At 67.9% G+C, this 18,016-nt stretch carries 15 protein-coding genes; 8 read left to right on the forward strand and 7 right to left on the reverse strand.

The window, feature by feature from the left end; genetic code table 11:
- Positions 1 to 4 precede the first annotated feature (4 nt).
- The 3 genes from AC5P9C_RS02980 to AC5P9C_RS02990 all read right to left on the reverse strand — a co-directional run bounded on the left by AC5P9C_RS02980 (position 5) and on the right by AC5P9C_RS02990 (position 2,697).
- Complete coding sequence (locus tag AC5P9C_RS02980) at positions 5 to 1,414, reverse strand: Y-family DNA polymerase (RefSeq protein ID WP_064238755.1); 1,410 nt, start codon at positions 1,412 to 1,414, stop codon at positions 5 to 7.
- Positions 1,415 to 1,423: 9 nt separating this feature from the next.
- A complete protein-coding gene (gene imuA, locus AC5P9C_RS02985; protein WP_053462936.1) occupies positions 1,424 to 2,038 on the reverse strand; it encodes a translesion DNA synthesis-associated protein ImuA in 615 nt (204 codons plus the stop codon).
- Between the two features lie 224 nt (positions 2,039 to 2,262).
- Positions 2,263 to 2,697: a VOC family protein gene (locus AC5P9C_RS02990; protein WP_053462937.1), complete on the reverse strand. Its 435-nt coding sequence runs from the start codon at positions 2,695 to 2,697 to the stop codon at positions 2,263 to 2,265.
- Between the two features lie 337 nt (positions 2,698 to 3,034).
- Here AC5P9C_RS02990 and AC5P9C_RS02995 point away from each other — a divergent pair, with 337 nt between their 5' ends.
- Entirely contained in the window at positions 3,035 to 5,830 is a 2,796-nt protein-coding gene (locus AC5P9C_RS02995) for a beta-glucosidase family protein (protein ID WP_074725372.1), read from the forward strand.
- 99 nt (positions 5,831 to 5,929) lie between these two features.
- Here AC5P9C_RS02995 and AC5P9C_RS03000 read toward each other — a convergent pair whose 3' ends face one another.
- Positions 5,930 to 6,826 carry a LysR family transcriptional regulator gene (locus tag AC5P9C_RS03000; RefSeq protein WP_053462938.1) on the reverse strand — a complete coding sequence of 299 codons (897 nt, stop codon included), beginning with the start codon at positions 6,824 to 6,826 and terminating at the stop codon, positions 5,930 to 5,932.
- A 105-nt stretch (positions 6,827 to 6,931) separates the two neighbouring features.
- Between AC5P9C_RS03000 and AC5P9C_RS03005 the strand changes: the two genes are divergently transcribed.
- The 3 genes from AC5P9C_RS03005 (at position 6,932) to AC5P9C_RS03015 (ending at position 10,809) form a co-directional block, all read left to right on the forward strand.
- Positions 6,932 to 8,290: an MFS transporter gene (locus AC5P9C_RS03005; protein ID WP_074725370.1), complete on the forward strand. Its 1,359-nt coding sequence runs from the start codon at positions 6,932 to 6,934 to the stop codon at positions 8,288 to 8,290.
- The gene (locus AC5P9C_RS03010; RefSeq protein WP_074725369.1) at positions 8,290 to 8,676 is read left to right on the forward strand and encodes a DUF4440 domain-containing protein; all 387 of its coding nucleotides are present in this window, start codon (positions 8,290 to 8,292) and stop codon (positions 8,674 to 8,676) included. The genes AC5P9C_RS03005 and AC5P9C_RS03010 overlap by 1 nt, the downstream gene beginning before the upstream one ends.
- A 222-nt stretch (positions 8,677 to 8,898) precedes the next feature.
- A complete protein-coding gene (locus tag AC5P9C_RS03015; protein WP_343540279.1) occupies positions 8,899 to 10,809 on the forward strand; it encodes a CocE/NonD family hydrolase in 1,911 nt (636 codons plus the stop codon).
- A gap of 72 nt (positions 10,810 to 10,881) precedes the next feature.
- Here the strand turns inward: AC5P9C_RS03015 and AC5P9C_RS03020 are convergent, their stop codons facing one another.
- The 3 genes from AC5P9C_RS03020 to AC5P9C_RS03030 all read right to left on the reverse strand — a co-directional run bounded on the left by AC5P9C_RS03020 (position 10,882) and on the right by AC5P9C_RS03030 (position 13,767).
- Complete coding sequence (locus AC5P9C_RS03020) at positions 10,882 to 11,346, reverse strand: SMI1/KNR4 family protein (protein ID WP_343540280.1); 465 nt, start codon at positions 11,344 to 11,346, stop codon at positions 10,882 to 10,884.
- Between the two features lie 192 nt (positions 11,347 to 11,538).
- Positions 11,539 to 12,492, reverse strand: coding sequence for a helix-turn-helix transcriptional regulator (locus AC5P9C_RS03025; RefSeq protein WP_049465136.1), 954 nt, complete (start codon positions 12,490 to 12,492; stop codon positions 11,539 to 11,541).
- A 180-nt stretch (positions 12,493 to 12,672) separates the two neighbouring features.
- Positions 12,673 to 13,767, reverse strand: a complete 1,095-nt coding sequence (locus tag AC5P9C_RS03030; RefSeq protein ID WP_343540281.1) for an oxidoreductase — start codon at positions 13,765 to 13,767, stop codon at positions 12,673 to 12,675.
- Between the two features lie 172 nt (positions 13,768 to 13,939).
- On the opposite strand from AC5P9C_RS03030, the gene AC5P9C_RS03035 reads away from it, so the two are divergent.
- The 4 genes from AC5P9C_RS03035 (at position 13,940) to lldR (ending at position 18,012) form a co-directional block, all read left to right on the forward strand.
- Complete coding sequence (locus AC5P9C_RS03035; RefSeq protein WP_495205067.1) at positions 13,940 to 14,698, forward strand: SDR family NAD(P)-dependent oxidoreductase; 759 nt, start codon at positions 13,940 to 13,942, stop codon at positions 14,696 to 14,698.
- Positions 14,699 to 14,859: 161 nt separating this feature from the next.
- On the forward strand, positions 14,860 to 15,312 hold the full coding sequence (locus tag AC5P9C_RS03040) for an MgtC/SapB family protein (RefSeq protein ID WP_049445899.1): 453 nt from the start codon (positions 14,860 to 14,862) through the stop codon (positions 15,310 to 15,312).
- 223 nt (positions 15,313 to 15,535) lie between these two features.
- A complete protein-coding gene (gene lldP, locus AC5P9C_RS03045) occupies positions 15,536 to 17,194 on the forward strand; it encodes an L-lactate permease (RefSeq protein WP_074725366.1) in 1,659 nt (552 codons plus the stop codon).
- Positions 17,195 to 17,247: 53 nt separating this feature from the next.
- Positions 17,248 to 18,012, forward strand: a complete 765-nt coding sequence (lldR, locus tag AC5P9C_RS03050) for a transcriptional regulator LldR (RefSeq protein WP_053463220.1) — start codon at positions 17,248 to 17,250, stop codon at positions 18,010 to 18,012.
- Positions 18,013 to 18,016 lie beyond the last annotated feature (4 nt).

Consider the following 18,016-nt stretch of genomic DNA (forward strand, 5'->3'; position numbering starts at 1 on the left):
CGGCTCAGCCGAACCAGCCGTGCAGCATCCACGGCGCATGCGGATCGTTGCGCTCACGGAAGGCCCAGCCGCGCTGGCCGTGTGCGGTTTCCACCACGTAGTAGTCGCGGCGTGCGTCGGCCTGGTCCCACCAGCCCGATTCGATCCGCTCCGGCCCGGCGACGATGCGCAGGCGCGGGTCACGCAACGGTTGTGGGGTGTCCAGCAACCAGCCGGGGCGCAGCGGCCAGTACGACGGAGGCTTGGCCGCGGGCTGGGTGCCACTGGCGCGTTCGGGGCGATGGTCGGCCTGCACCGCCAGCGGCTGCACGGCGTCATCGCCGAGCCGCGCACGCAGGCGCTCGCGCAGCTGGTTCCAGGGCATCGCCTGCGCCGGCCGGGTATCGAACAGGTCGCGCGCGGCCGGTACGAACGGCGGCAACTGCTCGGCCTGCAGGCGCAGTGCGCGGCTGCCGGCCGGCAGGGCGAAAGCCTCCATGCGGTTGCGTGCGATCTCGAACAGCAGCGCGGGATCGCGCTCGGGCGCCAGCAGGCCGATGGTCAGCACGCTGGCCGGCAGCAGGTCATGCTCGAACTGCAGGTCGAAGCGCTGCACGCCGCCATCGCGCGAACACAGGAACGCGGCCAGGTCCAGCAGCAGGCGGCGCAGCGGGAACAACAGGGCCTGGCTGGATTCGATTTCGTACTCGAATTCGATGCGTGCATCGAAACGGTCCGGTGGCTGGTAGTAGCGCAGGGGCGCGGTGGGTCGCCCACGCAATGCATCCAGCTGCTGCAGCACGTCCGGTGCGAAGCGCCGGGCCAGGCTGTCGCGCGGCAGTTCAAGTGCCGCGCCCAGCGTGCGCAGGCCGGAACGGCCAAGCACGGTGACCGCTTCGCTGGGCAGGCCGCAGCGCGGCAAGGGCAGCTGCGCCAGTGCCGCCGGCAGCTGCTGCGCATCGATGCCGAGGCCATCGTGGACGTTGGCCAGCACGCGCGCGGCATGCGGAGTAGGCGCCGCCACCAGCCGGTGGCGGAAACCAAGTTCGTGCAGTTCGCCGCGCAGCCGCTGCTGGATCGTCAACCAGTCACCGAACAGGGCGCGGCTGGCACCGATCTCCATGACCAGCGCGTGCGGGAAATCGAGGCTGACCTGCGAACTGTAGGCGTAGGCCCAGCTGGCCAGCAGCTGGCGGGTGTGCTGTTCGGCGTTGGGATCGTAATCGTGCAGGTGCATGTCCTGCACCAGCACCTGCGCGGCCGACAGCAGCATGCCCGGGCGCAGCCCTGCTGCGCGCGCGGCAGGGCTGACCGCACGCAGCACGCGGCGCTGCGCTGGGCCCTGCAGCAGCACCAGTGGCCGCTGCGGGTCCGGCTGCAGGCGCAGCACGCTGTCCAGCGCCAGCTGCGGCAACAACACGCAGGCCCAGTGCATGGCGCGGCCTCAGTGGGCGATGGCCAGTGGCAACGGCTGCGCCGGCGGCAGGCCGCCACGGCACTTCAGCACCCGTACCTGGCCGTGGTCGAGCTGCAGGCGCAGGCTGGCCGGGGAGGGATTGCGCGCCGCCTGTGCCTCGCGGAACACGAAGCCCAGGCACTGGCCGCTGTCGGCGGCCACCTGCAGCCGGCGCAGGGCACGGTCGTCGGCCTGGTGTGGCCAGCACAGCACCGCCGCGCAGGCGGCAGAGCGCAGGCATTGTTCGGCGGCCCACAGCGCCTGCTTCGGCGCAGCGTGGATGACCTGCAGCTGGGCCAGGTCCAGCCCGGCCGCAGCCCAGGCCGGGGCATGCGGGCGATGGGGTGGCGCGACCAGCACGATCGGGCGGTCGCGCTGGCTCAGCCTGGCCAGCGCCGGCCAGACCAGCGCCAGCTCACCCACCCCGGGCGCCGCCTGCAGCACCTCGCACAGCCCGCTGGCCGGCCAGCCGCCGCCGGGCAGGCGTGCGTCCAGCGCCGGGTGGCCGCTGGCCAGGTGGTCGCTGGCTGGCCCCTGGCGGGCCGGGCCGCGCCACAACTGGCGGCCGTCCAGCAGCCGGTCGAGGGCGACGACGGCGCCCATCAGCCGATCCTCCAGGGGAGGCGCCGGGCAGGCTGGGAGCGACGGGAGCGGGCGGAAACGGCGGGCATGGCGCGAGTATCGACGGGCCGGTATCAGGGGCTGAGACCGGACATGCTACTCGCCCTGTGAGTAGAATTACTAATGAAATCGGAGGGGCGGGTTTCAGGTTGCTGAAGGGGTAAAGCATCCACGCATGGTGGGGTCTGCTGTGCTGTGGCGCCCCCTCAGCGCCCCTGCGGGTCCGGCCGGTGATGCACGTATTCGACCACGGTGCCATCGGGATGCACGGCGTTGAACGCCGCCCCGGTCGGGACCACCTGCAACGGGAAGATGATCTCGGCGCCGGCGGCGACCAGCTTGTCGTGATAGGGCCGAACGTCATCGACCAACAGTGTCCCCGTGGTCGAGGTGAACGGGGCCAGCGCCGCCTGGCTGCCTTCGATCAGCAGGAAGGCGCCGACCATGGCCAGACGCAGCCCGGCTTCCGGGAACGGGAAGCCCGCATCGGCCACCACGCCCTGCAACTGCTCGTAGAACGCCACGCTGCGCTCCAGCTCGCCCGGAGCCACGAACACCCGGATCAGCACGCGCGGTGCGCGCTGGCTGGAGGTGTCACAGCGGTCGCGCCAGAGATGGTCGAAGTCGCGATGTACGTTCATGGGCTCGATTCGTGGCCAGGGACCTGCATTATCGGCAGCCCTGCGCGGCCCGCTGATGACCGCCAGTGATGGCCTGATAACTGCGGGCCAGGTTGCCCCTGTGACTTAGGTCCTGTTGACAGGTGTGAACGCCCTCGCACAATCTTCACAGGATTGGGTCGCCCTGCGCGGCCCGGGCAGGCAGGTTGTCACGCCGGGAGGAGGGTCCCGCGCGCAGACCGGCCCGTCCTCCGGCCTGTGGGGCGTTGCCTGGCAACCCCTGCGCGGCATGAACGCTGCACCCTTCGGCGGCACTTTCCCTGGACCGATTGCCTTGGCAACGGAATTACGCCTGCCGATGAAAACGTTTACAAAGCCGCTCGCACTGTCCCTCGCCCTGTCTGCCGCACTGGCCGCCCCGGCCTGGGCCGACCCTGCGGCGTTTACCGTACTGACCCTGGAACAGGCACCGGATGCGACGGCGATGCCGGCCCTGGCCGCGCAGTTGAAGACCCTGCAGGTGGACGCGGTGAGCGTGCGCCAGGTACAGCGCGGCATCGGCCAGGTCGATCCGCTGCAGGTGCTGGCCGATGGCCTGGGCTATGAATACCGCTTCATCGCCGCCGGCAAGGACGATGGCCAGACCCAGCGCGGCCAGGCCGTGCTGACCCGGCTGCCGATCGCCGCCGAGTCCGGTCCCGACCAGCCGGGCCTGAACTACCTGCGCCTGGACGATGGCCGCCACACCGTGGCGGTCTACACCGATGCTGGCGCAGGTGCGGCGCAGCTGCCGGCGCTGGTCACGCGTTCGCGGCTGGGCGCCCCGGCGGTGCTGCTCGGCGCGGTGGCCGGTGAATCGGCCAAGGCCGCAGGTTTCGATCCGGCGCGTGTCGCGCTGGAGGCCGATGCCAGCTATTTCAGCGACGGTTTCCAGGCCGCCAGCAGCGCACCGTTCAAGGTGGCAGGCACCACCCTGCGCGCCACCCTGCTGACCCTGGCCTATGCCGCCGACAAGCACGGTGAAAAGCCATGGATGGACACCACCCTCAACGCCGATGCGCGCGCTGCGCTGCTGCTGAAGGCGATGACCGAGGATGAGAAGTTCCAGATGCTGCACAGCTACTTCGGGCTGGGCAAGGACGGTGGCCCGCTGCCGGAAGGTGCGGTCGGTTCGGCCGGCTTCGTGCCGGGCGTCCCGCGGTTGGGCATTCCGTCGCAGCAGTCGGCCGATGCCGGTGTCGGCGTGACCAATCCGGGGGGCATCCGCCCGGGCGACTTCGCCACGGCAATGCCATCGGGCCCGTCCACTGCATCGAGCTGGAACCGCGAAGTTGCCTTCGCCGGTGGCGCGACCATGGGCCGCGAGGCGTGGCAGCAGCGTTTCAACATCCTGCTGTCGGGCAGCGTCAACCTGCAGCGCGACCCGCGCAACGGCCGCAACTTCGAATATGCCGGTGAGGATCCGCTGCTGGCCGGCTCGATGGTCGGCGCGCTGATCCAGGGCGTGCAGAGCCAGCACGTGATCTCCTCGATGAAGCACTTCGCGCTGAACGACATGGAGACCCGGCGCAACTTCCACGACGTGCGCATCGGCGAACAGGCCATGCACGAGTCGGACCTGCTGGCGTTCGAGATCGCGCTGGACGCCGGCCGCCCGGGCGTGGCGATGTGCTCGTACAACAAGATCAACGGCACCTACGGCTGCGAGAACGGCTACCTGATGAACCAGGTGCTGAAGCAGGAATGGAAGTTCCCCGGTTTCGTGATGTCCGACTGGGGTGGCGTGCACAGTGGCTCGAAGGCAGCGCTGGCCGGCCTGGACCAGCAGTCGGCCGGTGAAGTGTTCGACGCGGCGGTGTTCTTCGATGAGCCGCTGCGCCTGGCCGTGCATGGCGGCGTGGTGCCGCAGGCGCGCCTGAACGACATGGTGGCGCGCATCCTGCGCACGATGTTCCTGCATGGCAACTTCGACAACCCGCCGCAGCACCAGAAGGTGGATGCCGAGGCCGGCTTCGCCGTTGCGCAGCGCACGGTGGAAGAGGGCAGCGTGCTGCTGCGCAATGAGGGCAACCTGTTGCCGCTGGCCGACAGCGTGAAGCGCATCGTCATCATCGGCGGCCATGCCGACAAGGGCGTGATCGGTGGTGGTGGTTCGTCGATGGTGGGTGTGACCGCCAAGGGCACCAACGCGGTGCCGGGCGTGATGCCGACCACCTGGCCGGGCCCGGTGATCTTCCATCCGTCCTCGCCGCTGGAATCGCTGCGTGCGGCGCGCCCGGACGCGACCGTTGAATATGTGGACGGGACCAATGCCGCGGCCGCGGCCAAGGCCGCCGCGCAGGCCGACGTGGCCATCGTGTTCGCGACCCAGTGGGCGGCCGAATCGGTGGACCTGCCGGACATGCAGCTGCCGGACAACCAGGACGCACTGATCTCGGCGGTGGCCAAGGCCAACCCGAAGACGGTGCTGGTGCTGGAAACCAACGGCCCGGTGCGCACGCCGTGGCTGGCGCAGGTGCCGGCGATGCTGCAGGCCTGGTACCCGGGCATCCGCGGTGGCGAAGGCATCGCCGCGCTGCTGACCGGCCAGGTCAATCCGTCGGGTCGCCTGCCGGTGACCTGGGTGACGGACGAGTCGCAGCTGCCGCGCCCGCATATCGATGGCCTGGGCTTCAAGCCGGCCAAGCCGTTCGGTGATGTGTTCGATTTCGATATCGAAGGTGCCAACGTCGGCTACAAGTGGATGGCGGCCAAGGGCCTGACCCCGACCTTCGCCTTTGGCCATGGCCTGTCCTACACCTCGTTCGCCTATGACAACCTGAAGGTGAGCGTGGAAGGTTCGCGCCTGGTCGCCAGCGTCGACATCCGCAACACCGGCAAGCGCGCCGGTGCCGACGTGGCCCAGCTGTACCTGAAGCTGCCGGCCGGCAGCACCACGCCGATCCGCCTGATCGGCTACGACAAGGTGACCCTGCAGCCGGGCGAACAGCGTCGCATCCGCATCGAAGCCGAGCCGAAGACGCTGGCCCACTACGATGCACAGGCGCGCCAGTGGAAGATCGACGGTGGCACCTACCAGGTGCAGCTGTCGCGCAACGCCGCCGAACCGCTGCAGACGGTGGACGTGCAGTTGGTGGAGCAGGTGCTGCGCTGATGCATGAAGGCACGGCCCGCACAGGGCCGTGCCTGAAAAAGGGGACGGAGGGGATTAAGTCGTTTATGCATAAACGACTTAATCCCCTCCGTCCCCTTTTCATATGGCGAACCACCCGCGCAGGAAATCGATCAGCTGCCGCACCTTCGGCGAGGGCTGCGTGCTGTGCGGGTAGACCGCATACACGCTCTGCTGCGGGAAGCGGTGCTGGCGCAGCACCGGGCGCAGGCGGTCCTGGGCCAGGTCGTCCTCGATCAGCCAACGTGGCAGCACGGTGACCCCGGCGCCGGCCACGGCGAAGGCGCGCAGGCTGCTGGCGCCATCCACGCGCACCACGGCATTGCCCGGATGAGTGGCGAACAGCGCGTCGCTGCCATCGGGGGCAACCACCGGCACGTCGGCCAGGCGTGGGTAGCCCAGGCGGGGCAGGGTACCCAGCTGCACGGGGTCATCGGCCGCATCGGCCGAGGGCAGGCGTGCCAGCAGGGAAGGAGCCGCCACCGCACACAGTGGATGGCGCTCCAGTTCGCTGGCGTGCAGCCCTGAATCCGGCAGGCGGCCAAGACGGATCGCCAGGTCGAAACGCTCGGGAATGAGGTCCGCCGGCGCCGGTGAGGTCGACAGATGCAACTGCAGGGCCGGATGCCGCGCACGGAACGCCTCCAACGCAGGAATCAAGCGCAGCTGGGCGTACTCCGGCGTGGTGGTCAGGCGCAGCACACCCTGCAGCTGGTGCTGGTCGCGGCGTGCGGCATCGATCGCTGCTTGCGCGGCATCCAGCGCCTGCACGCAGTGCTGCAGGAACTGCTCGCCGGCCTCGGTCAGGGCCAGGTGGCGGGTACTGCGCAGCAGCAGGGTCACGCCCAACTCCTGTTCCAGCCGCTTCAGGTTGAAGCTGACCACCGCGCGGCTGAGGCCGAGGCGATCGGCCGCAGCGGTCAGGCTGCCGGCCTCGACCACAGCGCGGAAGATATCGAAGCGGTCGAGGCTGACCATTGCGGCTCACTGTCAAAATGGTTTTGACAGTGTTGCAGCTGCCGTCGTGTTTTTCCAACAAGACCCACACGGCATGCTGGTCGCTTCCCCGCTGGAGCGCCGCCGATGCCGTCCCCCCGCCTGCGCCACGAGGCGATCTTCCTGCTGGTGTTCGCCCTGGATCTGGTCAACATGTTCATCGCCACGGTGGCCTATCCGGCATTGGCAGCGGAACTGCACGCCGAGATCAGCACCCTGGCCTGGGTGGGCACCGCCTATATGCTGGGCCTGAGCGTGGTGATTCCGCTGGCGCCCTGGCTGGCTGCGCGCTGCGGCGAGCGTCGCTTGCTGCTGGTGGCGCTGCTGTTGTTCGCGGTTGCCGCTGCGCTGGCTGGCGCAGCGCCAGGGATCGGCTGGCTGCTCGGCTGGCGCCTGCTGCAGGGATTGGCCGGTGGCCTGCTGATTCCCGTGGCGCAGGCGGCAGCGTACCGGCACTGCACGCCCGACCAGCGTGGCGCGCTGACCCGGCGCATCCTGCTGGTGGCGCTGCTGGTGCCGGCACTGGCGCCCGCGCTGGGCGGGTTGCTGGTGCAGTGGCTGTCCTGGCGCGGCGTGCTCTGGGCCAGCCTGCCGTTGGCGCTGGTGGCGATCGGGCTGGTGCTGGCGTGGATGCCGGCCGACGGCACGCGCAGTGCACCGCGCCTGCAGGCCTATGCGCTGTCCACCGCGATGCTGGCGCTGGGCGCGCTGCTGCTGGCGCTGACCTGGCTGGGCGAGTGCGGACATCGCGGCGCAGGTGCCGTGTTGCTGCTGGTCGCACTGCTGCTGGCGGCGGCCCACCTGCAGCATGCACGTCGGCAGGCACAACCGCTGCTGCGCTGGTCACTGCTGTCCCATCGCGGGCTGCGCCTGGCGATGCTGGTGTATCTGGCCGTACCCGGCGTGTTCATCGGCAGCCAGCTGGTCAGTACCCTGCAGCTGCACCAGGCCGGTTACAGCGCCGCACGCATCGGCGCGCTGATGCTGCCGTGGGCGCTGGCCTCGGCCGTGGCGATCACGGCCAGCAAACGGCTGCTGGCCCGCCTCGGCCCGGCCACGGTACTGCGCGTGGGCATGCTGCTGCAGGCCAGTGGGCTGCTGTTGATGGCGCTGCTGCCGCCGCCCGCCTTCGCATCGGCCGCGCTGTTGTTCGCGCTGATGGGCGCTGGCGGCAGCCTGTGCAGCAGTACCGCGCAGACGCTGGCCTTCCAGGGCGTGGAAGGCGAGGCGCTGGGTGATGCCAGCGCTCTCTGGAATCTCAACCGCCAGCTCAGTTTCTGCCTCGGTACTGCGGCCATCGCGCTGCTGCTGGCACTGGCCATGCAATGGCTGCCGGCCCACGCCACCCGCGTAGCGTTGGGGCTGGCCGCCCTGCTGACCCTGCTGCCGATGGCATTGCTGCGCAGGTCGCAGAGGATCACCTTTTCGCAACCGGAGAACACCTGATGGAAACCACCGCAGAACATGAAATCCACCACCTGCATGACAAGCTGCAGGCCTGGTTCCGTGCCGACGTCGGCACCGACGCGCTGGGTGATCTGATGGCGCATTTCTGCGCGGACTTCAGCATGGCCGGCATCGCCGGGCGCAGATTGGATCGGCAGGCCGTGCAGGCGTTGTTCGCCGGTGGTCACGGCGCGCGCCCCGGGCTGCGGATTTCCATCGACGCCGTGCAGGCGGTGGATGCGCCATTGCCGCTGGCGGTGCTGCGCTATCGCGAAGGGCATTCGATCGATGACGGCCAGCCCGCGTGGCGCGAATCGCTGGCGGTGCTGAGGCAGGAAGAGGGTCGCTGGCGCTGGCTGGCGCTGCACGAGGTGGTGGTGGCCTGACCGGGTAGTGCCGGCCGCTGGCCGGCAACTTCATGCTCCTGGGGCGCGTTACGCGGTCGCCGGCCAGCGGCCGGCACTACCGTTCGCCGGCGAGCGCAGCGGCACCGCAGGCACATGTGCCATCAGTCCTGCCTGCATCCACCGCAGAATGCAAAGCCTGCACACACTTCACGGCGCAGGGCAGGAGTAGGCTTGGAGCTTTCCTGCCGGGAGGGGTTGTCCATGCGTGTGCGTGCCGTCGCTGTAGCCATTGCCCTTTGCCTGTCCAGCACCGTGCTGGCCGCCGATACCCCGCCGATGACCCCGGACATCAGCGGAAAGCCCTTCGTTGCTCCCGATGTCGGTCGTGACTACGACAAGCGCGTGGTGATGGTGCCGATGCGTGATGGCACCAGGCTGTATACGGTGATCGTGGTGCCCAAGGGCGCCCACAATGCGCCGATCCTGCTGACCCGCACCCCCTACGATGCCGCCGGCCGCGCCAGCCGCAGCGATTCGCCGCGCATGCGCGACCTGCTGCCGCAGGGCGACGAGGTGTTCGTCGACGGCGGTTACATCCGCGTGTTCCAGGACATCCGCGGCAAGTACGGCTCCGAAGGCGATTACGTGATGACCCGGCCGCTGCGCGGGCCGTTGAACAACACCAAGGTGGACCACGCCACCGACGCCTGGGACACCATCGACTGGCTGGTCAAGAACGTGCGGGAAAGCAATGGCAAGGTCGGCATGCTCGGCTCGTCCTACGAGGGCTTCACCGTGGTGATGGCGCTGACCGACCCGCACCCGGCACTGAAGGTGGCCGCACCGCAGAGCCCGATGGTCGATGGCTGGATGGGTGACGACTGGCTCAACTACGGTGCGTTCCGGCAGGTCAATTTCAACTATTTCGCAATGCAGACCGAGAAGCGCGGCAAGGGCACGCCGCTGCCCAGCCTGGGCTACGACGACTACAGCACTTTCCTGCGCCTCGGTTCGGCCGGCGACTACGCGCGTTTCACCGGCGTGGACCAGCTGACCTGGTGGAAGAAGCTGGTTGAGCATCCGGCCTATGACGGCTTCTGGCAGGGCCAGGCGCTGGACGCGGTGATGGCGAAGACGCCGCTGAAGGTACCGACCATGTGGCTGCAGGGCCTGTGGGACCAGGAGGACATGTGGGGCGCCAACCACGCCTACCAGGCGATGGAAGGGCGCGACAGCGGCAACAACCGCAATTACCTGGTGATGGGCCCGTGGCGGCACAGCCAGGTGAACTACAGCGGCAGCGAACTGGGCGCGCTGAAGTTCGATGGCGATACCGCGCTGCAGTTCCGTCGCGATGTGCTCAAGCCGTTCTTCGACCAGTACCTGGTGGACGGTGCACCGAAGGCCGACACGCCGCCGGTGCTGATCTACAACACCGGCGAAAACCACTGGGACCGCCTGAAAGGGTGGCCGCGCAGCTGCGACAAGGGCTGTGCCGCCAGCAGCAAGCCGCTCTATCTGCGTGCCGGCGGCAAGCTGGCGTTCCAAGCGCCAGTGGCGGGCGAGGGCGACTTCGAGGAGTACGTGTCCGACCCGGCCAAGCCGGTGCCGTTCGTGCCGCGCCCGATCCGCTTCGGCGACCGCGACATGTGGACCACCTGGCTGGTCAAGGACCAGCGCTTTGTCGATGGTCGCCCGGACGTGTTGACCTTCATCACCGAACCGCTGACGGCGCCGCTGCGCATCGGCGGCGCACCGTTGGTTCACCTGCAGGCCTCGACCAGTGGCACCGACAGCGACTGGGTGGTGAAGCTGATCGATGTGTACCCGGACCAGGAAGCGTCGACGCCGGAGATGGGGGGCTACGAGCTGCCCGTGTCGCTGGCGATCTTCCGCGGCCGTTACCGCGAAAGCTTCAGCGATCCGAAGCCGCTGGCGGCGAACCAGGTGCTGCCGTACCGCTTCGATCTGCCCAACGCCAACCACACCTTCCAGAAGGGGCACCGGGTGATGGTGCAGGTGCAGTCCAGCCTGTTCCCGCTGTATGACCGCAATCCGCAGACCTACGTGCCCAACCTCTACCTGGCCAAGCCAGGCGATTACCAGAAGGCCACGCAGCGGGTGTGGCACAGCGCGGGGCAGGCCAGCTACATCGATCTGCCGGTGTATTGAGGCGGAGAGGATGACGCCGGGCATGGCCCGGCAGCACGTGGTAGTGCCGGCCGCTGGCCGGCATTTCTAAGCTCAAGGATAAATGTTGTCGCTAGTCAGCAGCCCGCTGTCGAACTTCCGAAAGAGTTCGGCGATAGATTCGGCGATGGGCTTTCCCCGGCTGATGTCGAGATCGCCCAGATCGAATGAGACGATCTGTCCGCGACTGAGCGGGCAGAGAACCAGCGCGATGAGCGTCGATCCACCGTCCGTTCCAATGCCCATCAGGGAGTCGCCAAGATAACGATGGATCTGGTAGCTGCGGTTGAGCTGAATGATGCTGGCGACGGACCACAGGTCGACATAAGCCTGAGGGAACACGCAGCGCCCACCGTTTGACCACTGCAGGAGCCGCATGAAGTCTTCGGGAATCGCAGCTTCGACCCAATGCGCCTGCAGCGTACGCAGATCGTCCGCATGCGCGCCCGCCTCGGCTATCCATGGGCTTTGGATACTTCGGATGAAGATCGGCGTGCGAGGTTGATCCTGGTTTTCCACGCGGAGTCCCTGTGGTCAGCCCTACCACGATGGCGCGGCCCATCTTTGGAGGCAATGGGCATATGCGACATGCGCAAAGATGTGCCGGGAGTGCAGTCGCCTTCTGGGAGTGTCGACCAAGGTCGACACCTACCAAGGCGGGGCCATGGCATGCCGATCGACCAAGATCGACACTTACCGGAGCGGGGATCCTCACCCCACCTTCGAGGGACCGGTGCGCCATCGGCTGGGCACCAGGCCGAAGCGCTTGCGGAACGCGGCGGCGAAGTTGCTGGGGTGGCGGTAGCCGCTGGCGGCGGCGGCCTGTTCGACGGTCCATCCGTTTTCGCGCAGGCCCTGTTCGGCGTGGCGCATGCGCTGCTCGTGCAGATAGTCGAACACCGAGCTTCCATACTGCTGGGCAAAATGGCGGCGCAGTGAGCTGGGGCTCATGCAGGCCAGCCGGGCCAGCTCGACCAGGCTGTGGGCATGGCTGGGGTCGTCATGCAGGTAGCTGCGCACGCGTTCCAGGCGCTCGCGCTGGCCGGCGCGCAGCGTGCGCACCGGGTCGGCCTGCAGGTCCTCCGCCTGCAGGCCGAGCGCCAGCAGCTGCAGTGCCACGCCCTCGCGCCACAAGGCATCGATGCCGTCCTGCCACGGGCGGTCGAACAACTGGCCCAGCACCGGCAACATCGCGTGTGGAATGGCCCAGTGGCGGCATTCCAGGTGCGTGTCGAGCGCCTTTTCCAGCAGTGGCATCCGGAAAACTTCCGCATCGACTCCCGCCGGCACGATCACGCTGACCCCGCGCATGCGCGTCTGGCCGGGGTGCGCGCCGGTCATCTCGATCTGGTCGCGATGCTGGGCGGTCATCGCGGTACCGGCACGCAGGGTAAATGCACCGCGTCGCGGGATACGCACGTCGACCTGCCCCTGCAGCATCACGCGGATGGCAAGCCCGGGACGCTGCTGCGCGGTAGCCACATAGGGGAACCGGTTATGCACGTCAGAGGCGATCAGGCTCATGCCACCGCGCATGAACTGTTCGTTGACCTCGCCGCGACCGGCCCACTGGTCCTCGCGCAGGTGTTCCGGATCAGCGCGGTAATCGAAGCCATGGCGCTGGCCGAAACGGCGGTAATCGGCAAAGGTGAAATATCGGGACATCGCTCGGCGCTCGGCAAGGAAAACGGGGCGTCGGTGCACGCTCGCCCTTCGCGTGACATCGCGTTATTTTCGCTGCTGCTGCCGCCTCGATGAGGGGCGGGGTGGCCAAAAACAGGGATCCAAACGGCCAAACTGCCGGCTCCGGTGCCTGCCCGGAACCGGGCAGGCACCGCATTGAACTCAGCGGTCCAACGGTGGGTAATCGGTATAGCCGTGTTCGCCGCCGCCGTACAGCGTGTCCGCATCCAGCTCGGCCAACGGCGCACCGGTACGCAGGCGCGCGACCAGATCCGGATTGGCGATGAAGGGTCGGCCGAAGGCGACCATGTCGGCGTAGCCGCTGGCTACGGCCTGGCCGGCGCGTGCGGCATCGTAGCCGTTATTGGCGATCCACCGGCCGCGGAAGCGAGCGCGCAGGCCCGCATAGTCGAACGCGATATTGTCACGGTCGCCTCCGGTGGCGCCTTCGATGACATGGATGAAGGCCAGCCCGTCAATCGCATCCAGGCGTTCCACCGCACGATTGAACAGGGGCTGCGGGTCGCTGTCGTGCGCGTCGTTGACCGGCGTGACCGGCGACAGGCGCACGCCGGTACGGCCCGGGCCGATGGCATCGGCTACTGCACTGACCACTTCGAACAGCAGGCGCGTGCGGTTCTCGATGCTGCCGCCGTAGGCATCGTCACGATGGTTGCTGCCGTCGCGCAGGAACTGGTCGATCAGGTAGCCATTGGCCGCATGCACTTCCACGCCATCGAAACCGGCGTCGATCGCATTGCGGGCGGCAGTCCGGAAGGCCTCGATGAGCGCCGGGATCTCTTCGATGCCCAGCGCGCGGGGCTCGGATACATCTTCGAAACCGTTGGCGGTGAAGGTCTTGCCCTGGGCACGGATCGCGCTGGGCGCCACCGGCACTTCGCCTTCCGGCAGCAGGCTGGTGTGGGAAATGCGGCCCACGTGCCAGAGCTGCAGCACGATGCGTCCGCCCTCGGCGTGCACTGCATCGGTGACCGTTTTCCAGGCGGCGACCTGGTCACGGCTGTAGATGCCCGGGGTGTCCAGATAGCCCTGGCCGAGCGGGCTGATCTGCGTGGCCTCGGCGATGATCAGGCCGGCGCTGGCACGCTGCCGGTAGTAGGTGACCGCCAGTGGTGAGGGCACGCGGTCGGGCAGGGCACGGTTGCGCGTCAGGGGCGCCATCGCGATGCGGTTGGCTACGGCGATATCACCGAGGCGGGTGGGCGTGAACAGCAGATCGGCGGCAGGGGTCGTCATCGGGAATTCCATGGGGAGGAGATGCGTGACCTGAGCATAGGCGCGAACGCGTTGCAGCGATGGGAAGGATCGTTGCAGGCCCTGTATATGCCACGGTCGTAACACGTCGGGGCGTAGCGTGCTGGCCAGGCGGGTGCATTCCGCTTCGATTGACAACACGTGGAGAACACAGATGATCGATTACCAGCTCACCGGCAAGACCGCGGTCGTGACCGGCGGCGTCTCCGGCATCGGCCTTGCGGTGGCGCAGACACTGGCGGCGTCCGGTGCCCGGATCTCGGTCTGGGATCTCAAGCAGGATGCGGTGGATGCCACTGTCGCGCAGTTGCAGGCGCACGGCGGACAGGCGATCGGTGTGGCGCTGGACGTCACCGATGATGCGGCGGTGGAGGCCGCAGTGCAGCGTACGGTGAAGGAGCTCGGCGGCGTGCATATCGCGGTCAACAACGCCGGCATCAGCGGGCCTGCAGCCAGCAGTGGCGACTATCCGGTCGATGGCTGGCAGCGCGTGATCGACGTGAACCTAACCAGTGTCTTCCTGTGCCAGCGTGCGCAGATCCAGGCCATGCGTGCGGCCGGCAGCGGCGGCAGCATCATCAACATGGCTTCGATCCTGGGCCAGGTGGGCTATGCCGGCTCCACTGCCTATGTGGCCGCCAAGCACGGCGTGGTCGGTCTGACCCAGACCGCTGCCTGGGAACATGCCGCAGACGGCATCCGTGTCAACGCGGTGGGCCCGGGTTTCATCAGCACGCCGCTGCTGGAGAAGATGGACCCGAAGGTGCGTGCCACCCTGGAGGGCCGCCACGCATTGAAGCGGCTGGGCACGGCGGAGGAGGTGGCGGCGCTGGTGGCCTGGCTGGCCAGCGACGATGCCTCGTTCGCGACCGGCACGTACTACGCCATCGATGGCGGCTACCTGGCGCAATGAGCGCGCGCGGTCAGCAGATCCACGCAGGGCGTGGATGCCTGACCGGTGGACCCACGCCCTGCGTGGATGAGGACGTGCGGTGAAGAGGGCGTGCCATCGTCTTCACTCCCGCCCTACGACCGCCGAGCAAGGCTCCGGGAAAAACACCCGGAGCCTGACCCATGGAACTTACCCAGGATGTCTCGATCCTGCTGCGCGTGGCGACGGCGATGCTGTTCGGCGGCGTGCTTGGCGTCGAGCGCGAGATGGGCAAGCACGCCGCTGGCCTGCGCACGCACATGCTGATCGCGGGGGCCGCCGCGTTGATCGTCGGCCTCGGTGATTCGGTCGCCGAGCATTTCCAGCAGGAGCGCTATCGCGACCTGCTGCAGGTTGATCCGGTGCGTCTGATCGAGGCGGTGGTGGCCTGTGTCGGTTTCGTGGCCGCCGGCACCATCCTGCGCGGCTCACGCGAGGACCAGGTCAGCGGCCTGACCACGGCCAGCTCGCTGATCATGGCCGCGGCCATCGGGATTGCGGTGGGGATCAGCAAGTACGTGATCGCCATCGGCGTGAGCGTGCTGTGCGTGCTGGTGCTGGCGGTGATGCGGCGGTTGGAGAAGCGGATTTCATAAGGAAGCTCGAGTTGCCGGCCGGCGGCCGGCACTACCAGGGTGCTGCTAATGGTAGGACCAATATAATATGTAACCCTATGGTCTAATAGGCTCTTCATCGGAGTGGCGGTTAAATCCGTCGCGCGTGGTCTGATCGGATTCATTATTGGTAGTACCAATAATCGCCAGCCACGGCCATCCACCGCCTGCGGTGGGTACATTCCGCCTCCAGTCGAGAGTCTTCATGCAGCCCTGGCAACACCTGTACGACCCCGCCGGCAACCTGTGGTTGTCCAGCCTGATCGCGCTGCTGCCGATCGCGTTCTTCTTCGTTGCCCTGGCCGTGCTGCGCATGAAGGGCTGGCTGGCCGGCACGATCACCGTGGCCATCGCGCTTGGCGTGGCCCTGTTGTTCTACCGCATGCCGTTGCCCCAGGCGCTGGGTGCGGCCGGCTTCGGCTTCGTCTACGGACTGTGGCCGATCGCCTGGATCATCATCGGCGCGGTGTTCCTCTACAAGGTCTCGGTCAAGACCGGGCAGTTCGACATCATCCGCGCTTCGATCCTGTCGGTGACCGAAGACCAGCGCCTGCAGATGCTGATGGTCGGCTTCGCGTTCGGTGCCTTCCTGGAAGGGGCGGCCGGTTTCGGTGCGCCGGTGGCGATCACCGCAGCATTGCTGGTCGGGCTGGGCTTCAAGCCGCTGTACGCCGCCGGCCTGTGCCTGATCGTCAACACCGCGCCGGTGGCGTTCGGCGCGATGGGCATCCCGATCATCGTGGCCGGGCAGGTGACCGGCCTGGACGCATTCGAGATCGGCCAGATGGCCGGCCGCCAGCTGCCGTTCCTGACCGTCATCGTGCTGTTCTGGATCATGGCGATCATGGATGGCTGGCGTGGCATCAAGGAAACCTGGCCGGCGGTGCTGGTGGCCGGCGGCTCGTTCGCCCTCGCGCAGTACCTGACCTCGAACTTCATCGGCCCGGAGCTGCCGGACATCACCGCGTCGCTGGCGTCGCTGGTGTGCCTGACCCTGTTCCTGCGCCGCTGGAAGCCGGTACGGATCTTCCGCTTCGATACCGAAACCAGCGCCGAGGCGGCTGCACAGGCACTGGAGGCACCGCGCTACAGCGTCGGCCAGATCGCCAAGGCGTGGTCGCCGTTCCTGATCCTCACCGCGATGGTCACGTTGTGGAGCATCAAGCCGTTCAAGTCGCTGTTCGCGGCGGGCGGCCCGCTGGAAAGCTGGGTGCTGAAGCTCCCGGTACCGGGCCTGGACCAGCGGGTGCAGAAGATGCCGCCGATCGTGGACGCGCCGCTCAGCTATGAGGCGGTCTACAAATTCGACTGGTTCTCGGCCACCGGCACCTCGATCATCCTCGCCGCGGTGATCGCGATCATCGCGCTGCGCATGCCGGCCCGATCGGCGCTGAAGACCTTCGGTGAAACCGTGCGTGAGCTGCGCATGCCGATCTACTCGATCGGCATGGTGCTGGCCTTCGCCTTCATCGCCAACTATTCGGGCCTGTCGGCGACGCTGGCACTGGCATTGGCGCACACCGGCGACGCCTTCCCGTTCTTCTCGCCGTTCCTGGGCTGGCTGGGCGTGTTCCTGACCGGTTCGGACACCTCGTCCAATGCGCTGTTCTCGGCACTGCAGGCCACCACCGCGCAGCAGATCGGCGTGTCCGACGTGCTGCTGGTGGCGGCCAACACCACCGGCGGTGTTACCGGCAAGATGATCTCGCCGCAGTCGATCGCCATTGCCTGCGCGGCGGTCGGCCTGGCCGGCAAGGAGTCGGACCTGTTCCGTTTCACGGTCAAGCACAGCCTGGTCTTCACCACCATGGTCGGCCTGATCACCCTGGCCCAGGCCTACTGGCTGACCTGGATGATTCCCTGAGCCATGCCGTGCGCTCTGACCCCCTGCTGCGCGCTTCGGGCCACAATGGCGCCATGAGCACGCAACGTATTTCGGACAGGGTGGCCGCGCAGCTGCGCGGCCTGGTGCAGGAGCAGGGGCTGCGGCCGGGCGACCGGTTGCCGGCCGAGCGCACCCTGGCGGTGCAGCTGGGGGTCTCGCGCACCGCGCTGCGCGAGGCCATCGCGCAGCTGGCCAGCCAGGGCCTGTTGACCGCACGGGTCGGTGGCGGCACCTACGTGGCCGAACCGGCGGCGCGCGCGCGGCAGGCGCTGGATGAACCACTGGCGCCCTACCTGCCGCTGTTCCAGGGCGATCCGGAATACCGCTTCGACGTGCTGGAGATCCGCCACGCGCTGGAAGGTGCCACCGCCTGGCATGCGGCGCTGCGGGCGACCGACGAAGACCGAGCGCGCATCGCGCTGGCGTTCCAGACCATGATGGACGCGCACGGCAAGGACGACCCCGCCGGCGAAGCGGAGGCAGACGCGGCCTTCCACCTGTCCATCGCAGAGGCGTCGCACAACCTGGTGCTGCTGCAGGTGATGCGCGGGCTGTTCGAGCTGCTGCAGACCAACATCTCGCAGAGCCGCGAGAAGCTCTATACCTCGGCACGGACCTTCTCGCCATTGTCCGACCAGCACCGCGAAATGATGGACGCGGTGCTTGCCGGCGACCCCGAACGCGCGCGCGCCGCCGCGCATGCCCACCTCGAGTTCGTGCACACCACGCTGCGCACCCTCGATGACAACGAAGCCCGGCGTGCGCGGGCCTCGCGCCTGCCTTCCCCACACGGTTGACCCC

The organism is Stenotrophomonas sp. YJH_SMC_10 (assembly GCF_059371555.1).

What these genes read in the sequence shown, in the direction of transcription:
- AC5P9C_RS02980 (WP_064238755.1), bottom strand. Translation starts at nt 1,414, where the DNA reads ATGCACTGGGCCTGCGTGTTGTTGCCGCAGCTGGCGCTGGACAGCGTG.
- AC5P9C_RS03035 (WP_495205067.1), top strand. Translation starts at nt 13,940, where the DNA reads ATGATCGATTACCAGCTCACCGGCAAGACCGCGGTCGTGACCGGCGGC.
- imuA (WP_053462936.1), bottom strand. Translation starts at nt 2,038, where the DNA reads ATGGGCGCCGTCGTCGCCCTCGACCGGCTGCTGGACGGCCGCCAGTTG.
- AC5P9C_RS02995 (WP_074725372.1), top strand. Translation starts at nt 3,035, where the DNA reads ATGAAAACGTTTACAAAGCCGCTCGCACTGTCCCTCGCCCTGTCTGCC.
- AC5P9C_RS03025 (WP_049465136.1), bottom strand. Translation starts at nt 12,492, where the DNA reads ATGTCCCGATATTTCACCTTTGCCGATTACCGCCGTTTCGGCCAGCGC.
- AC5P9C_RS02990 (WP_053462937.1), bottom strand. Translation starts at nt 2,697, where the DNA reads ATGAACGTACATCGCGACTTCGACCATCTCTGGCGCGACCGCTGTGAC.
- AC5P9C_RS03010 (WP_074725369.1), top strand. Translation starts at nt 8,290, where the DNA reads ATGGAAACCACCGCAGAACATGAAATCCACCACCTGCATGACAAGCTG.
- lldR (WP_053463220.1), top strand. Translation starts at nt 17,248, where the DNA reads ATGAGCACGCAACGTATTTCGGACAGGGTGGCCGCGCAGCTGCGCGGC.
- AC5P9C_RS03015 (WP_343540279.1), top strand. Translation starts at nt 8,899, where the DNA reads ATGCGTGTGCGTGCCGTCGCTGTAGCCATTGCCCTTTGCCTGTCCAGC.
- AC5P9C_RS03000 (WP_053462938.1), bottom strand. Translation starts at nt 6,826, where the DNA reads ATGGTCAGCCTCGACCGCTTCGATATCTTCCGCGCTGTGGTCGAGGCC.
- AC5P9C_RS03040 (WP_049445899.1), top strand. Translation starts at nt 14,860, where the DNA reads ATGGAACTTACCCAGGATGTCTCGATCCTGCTGCGCGTGGCGACGGCG.
- lldP (WP_074725366.1), top strand. Translation starts at nt 15,536, where the DNA reads ATGCAGCCCTGGCAACACCTGTACGACCCCGCCGGCAACCTGTGGTTG.
- AC5P9C_RS03030 (WP_343540281.1), bottom strand. Translation starts at nt 13,767, where the DNA reads ATGACGACCCCTGCCGCCGATCTGCTGTTCACGCCCACCCGCCTCGGT.
- AC5P9C_RS03005 (WP_074725370.1), top strand. Translation starts at nt 6,932, where the DNA reads ATGCCGTCCCCCCGCCTGCGCCACGAGGCGATCTTCCTGCTGGTGTTC.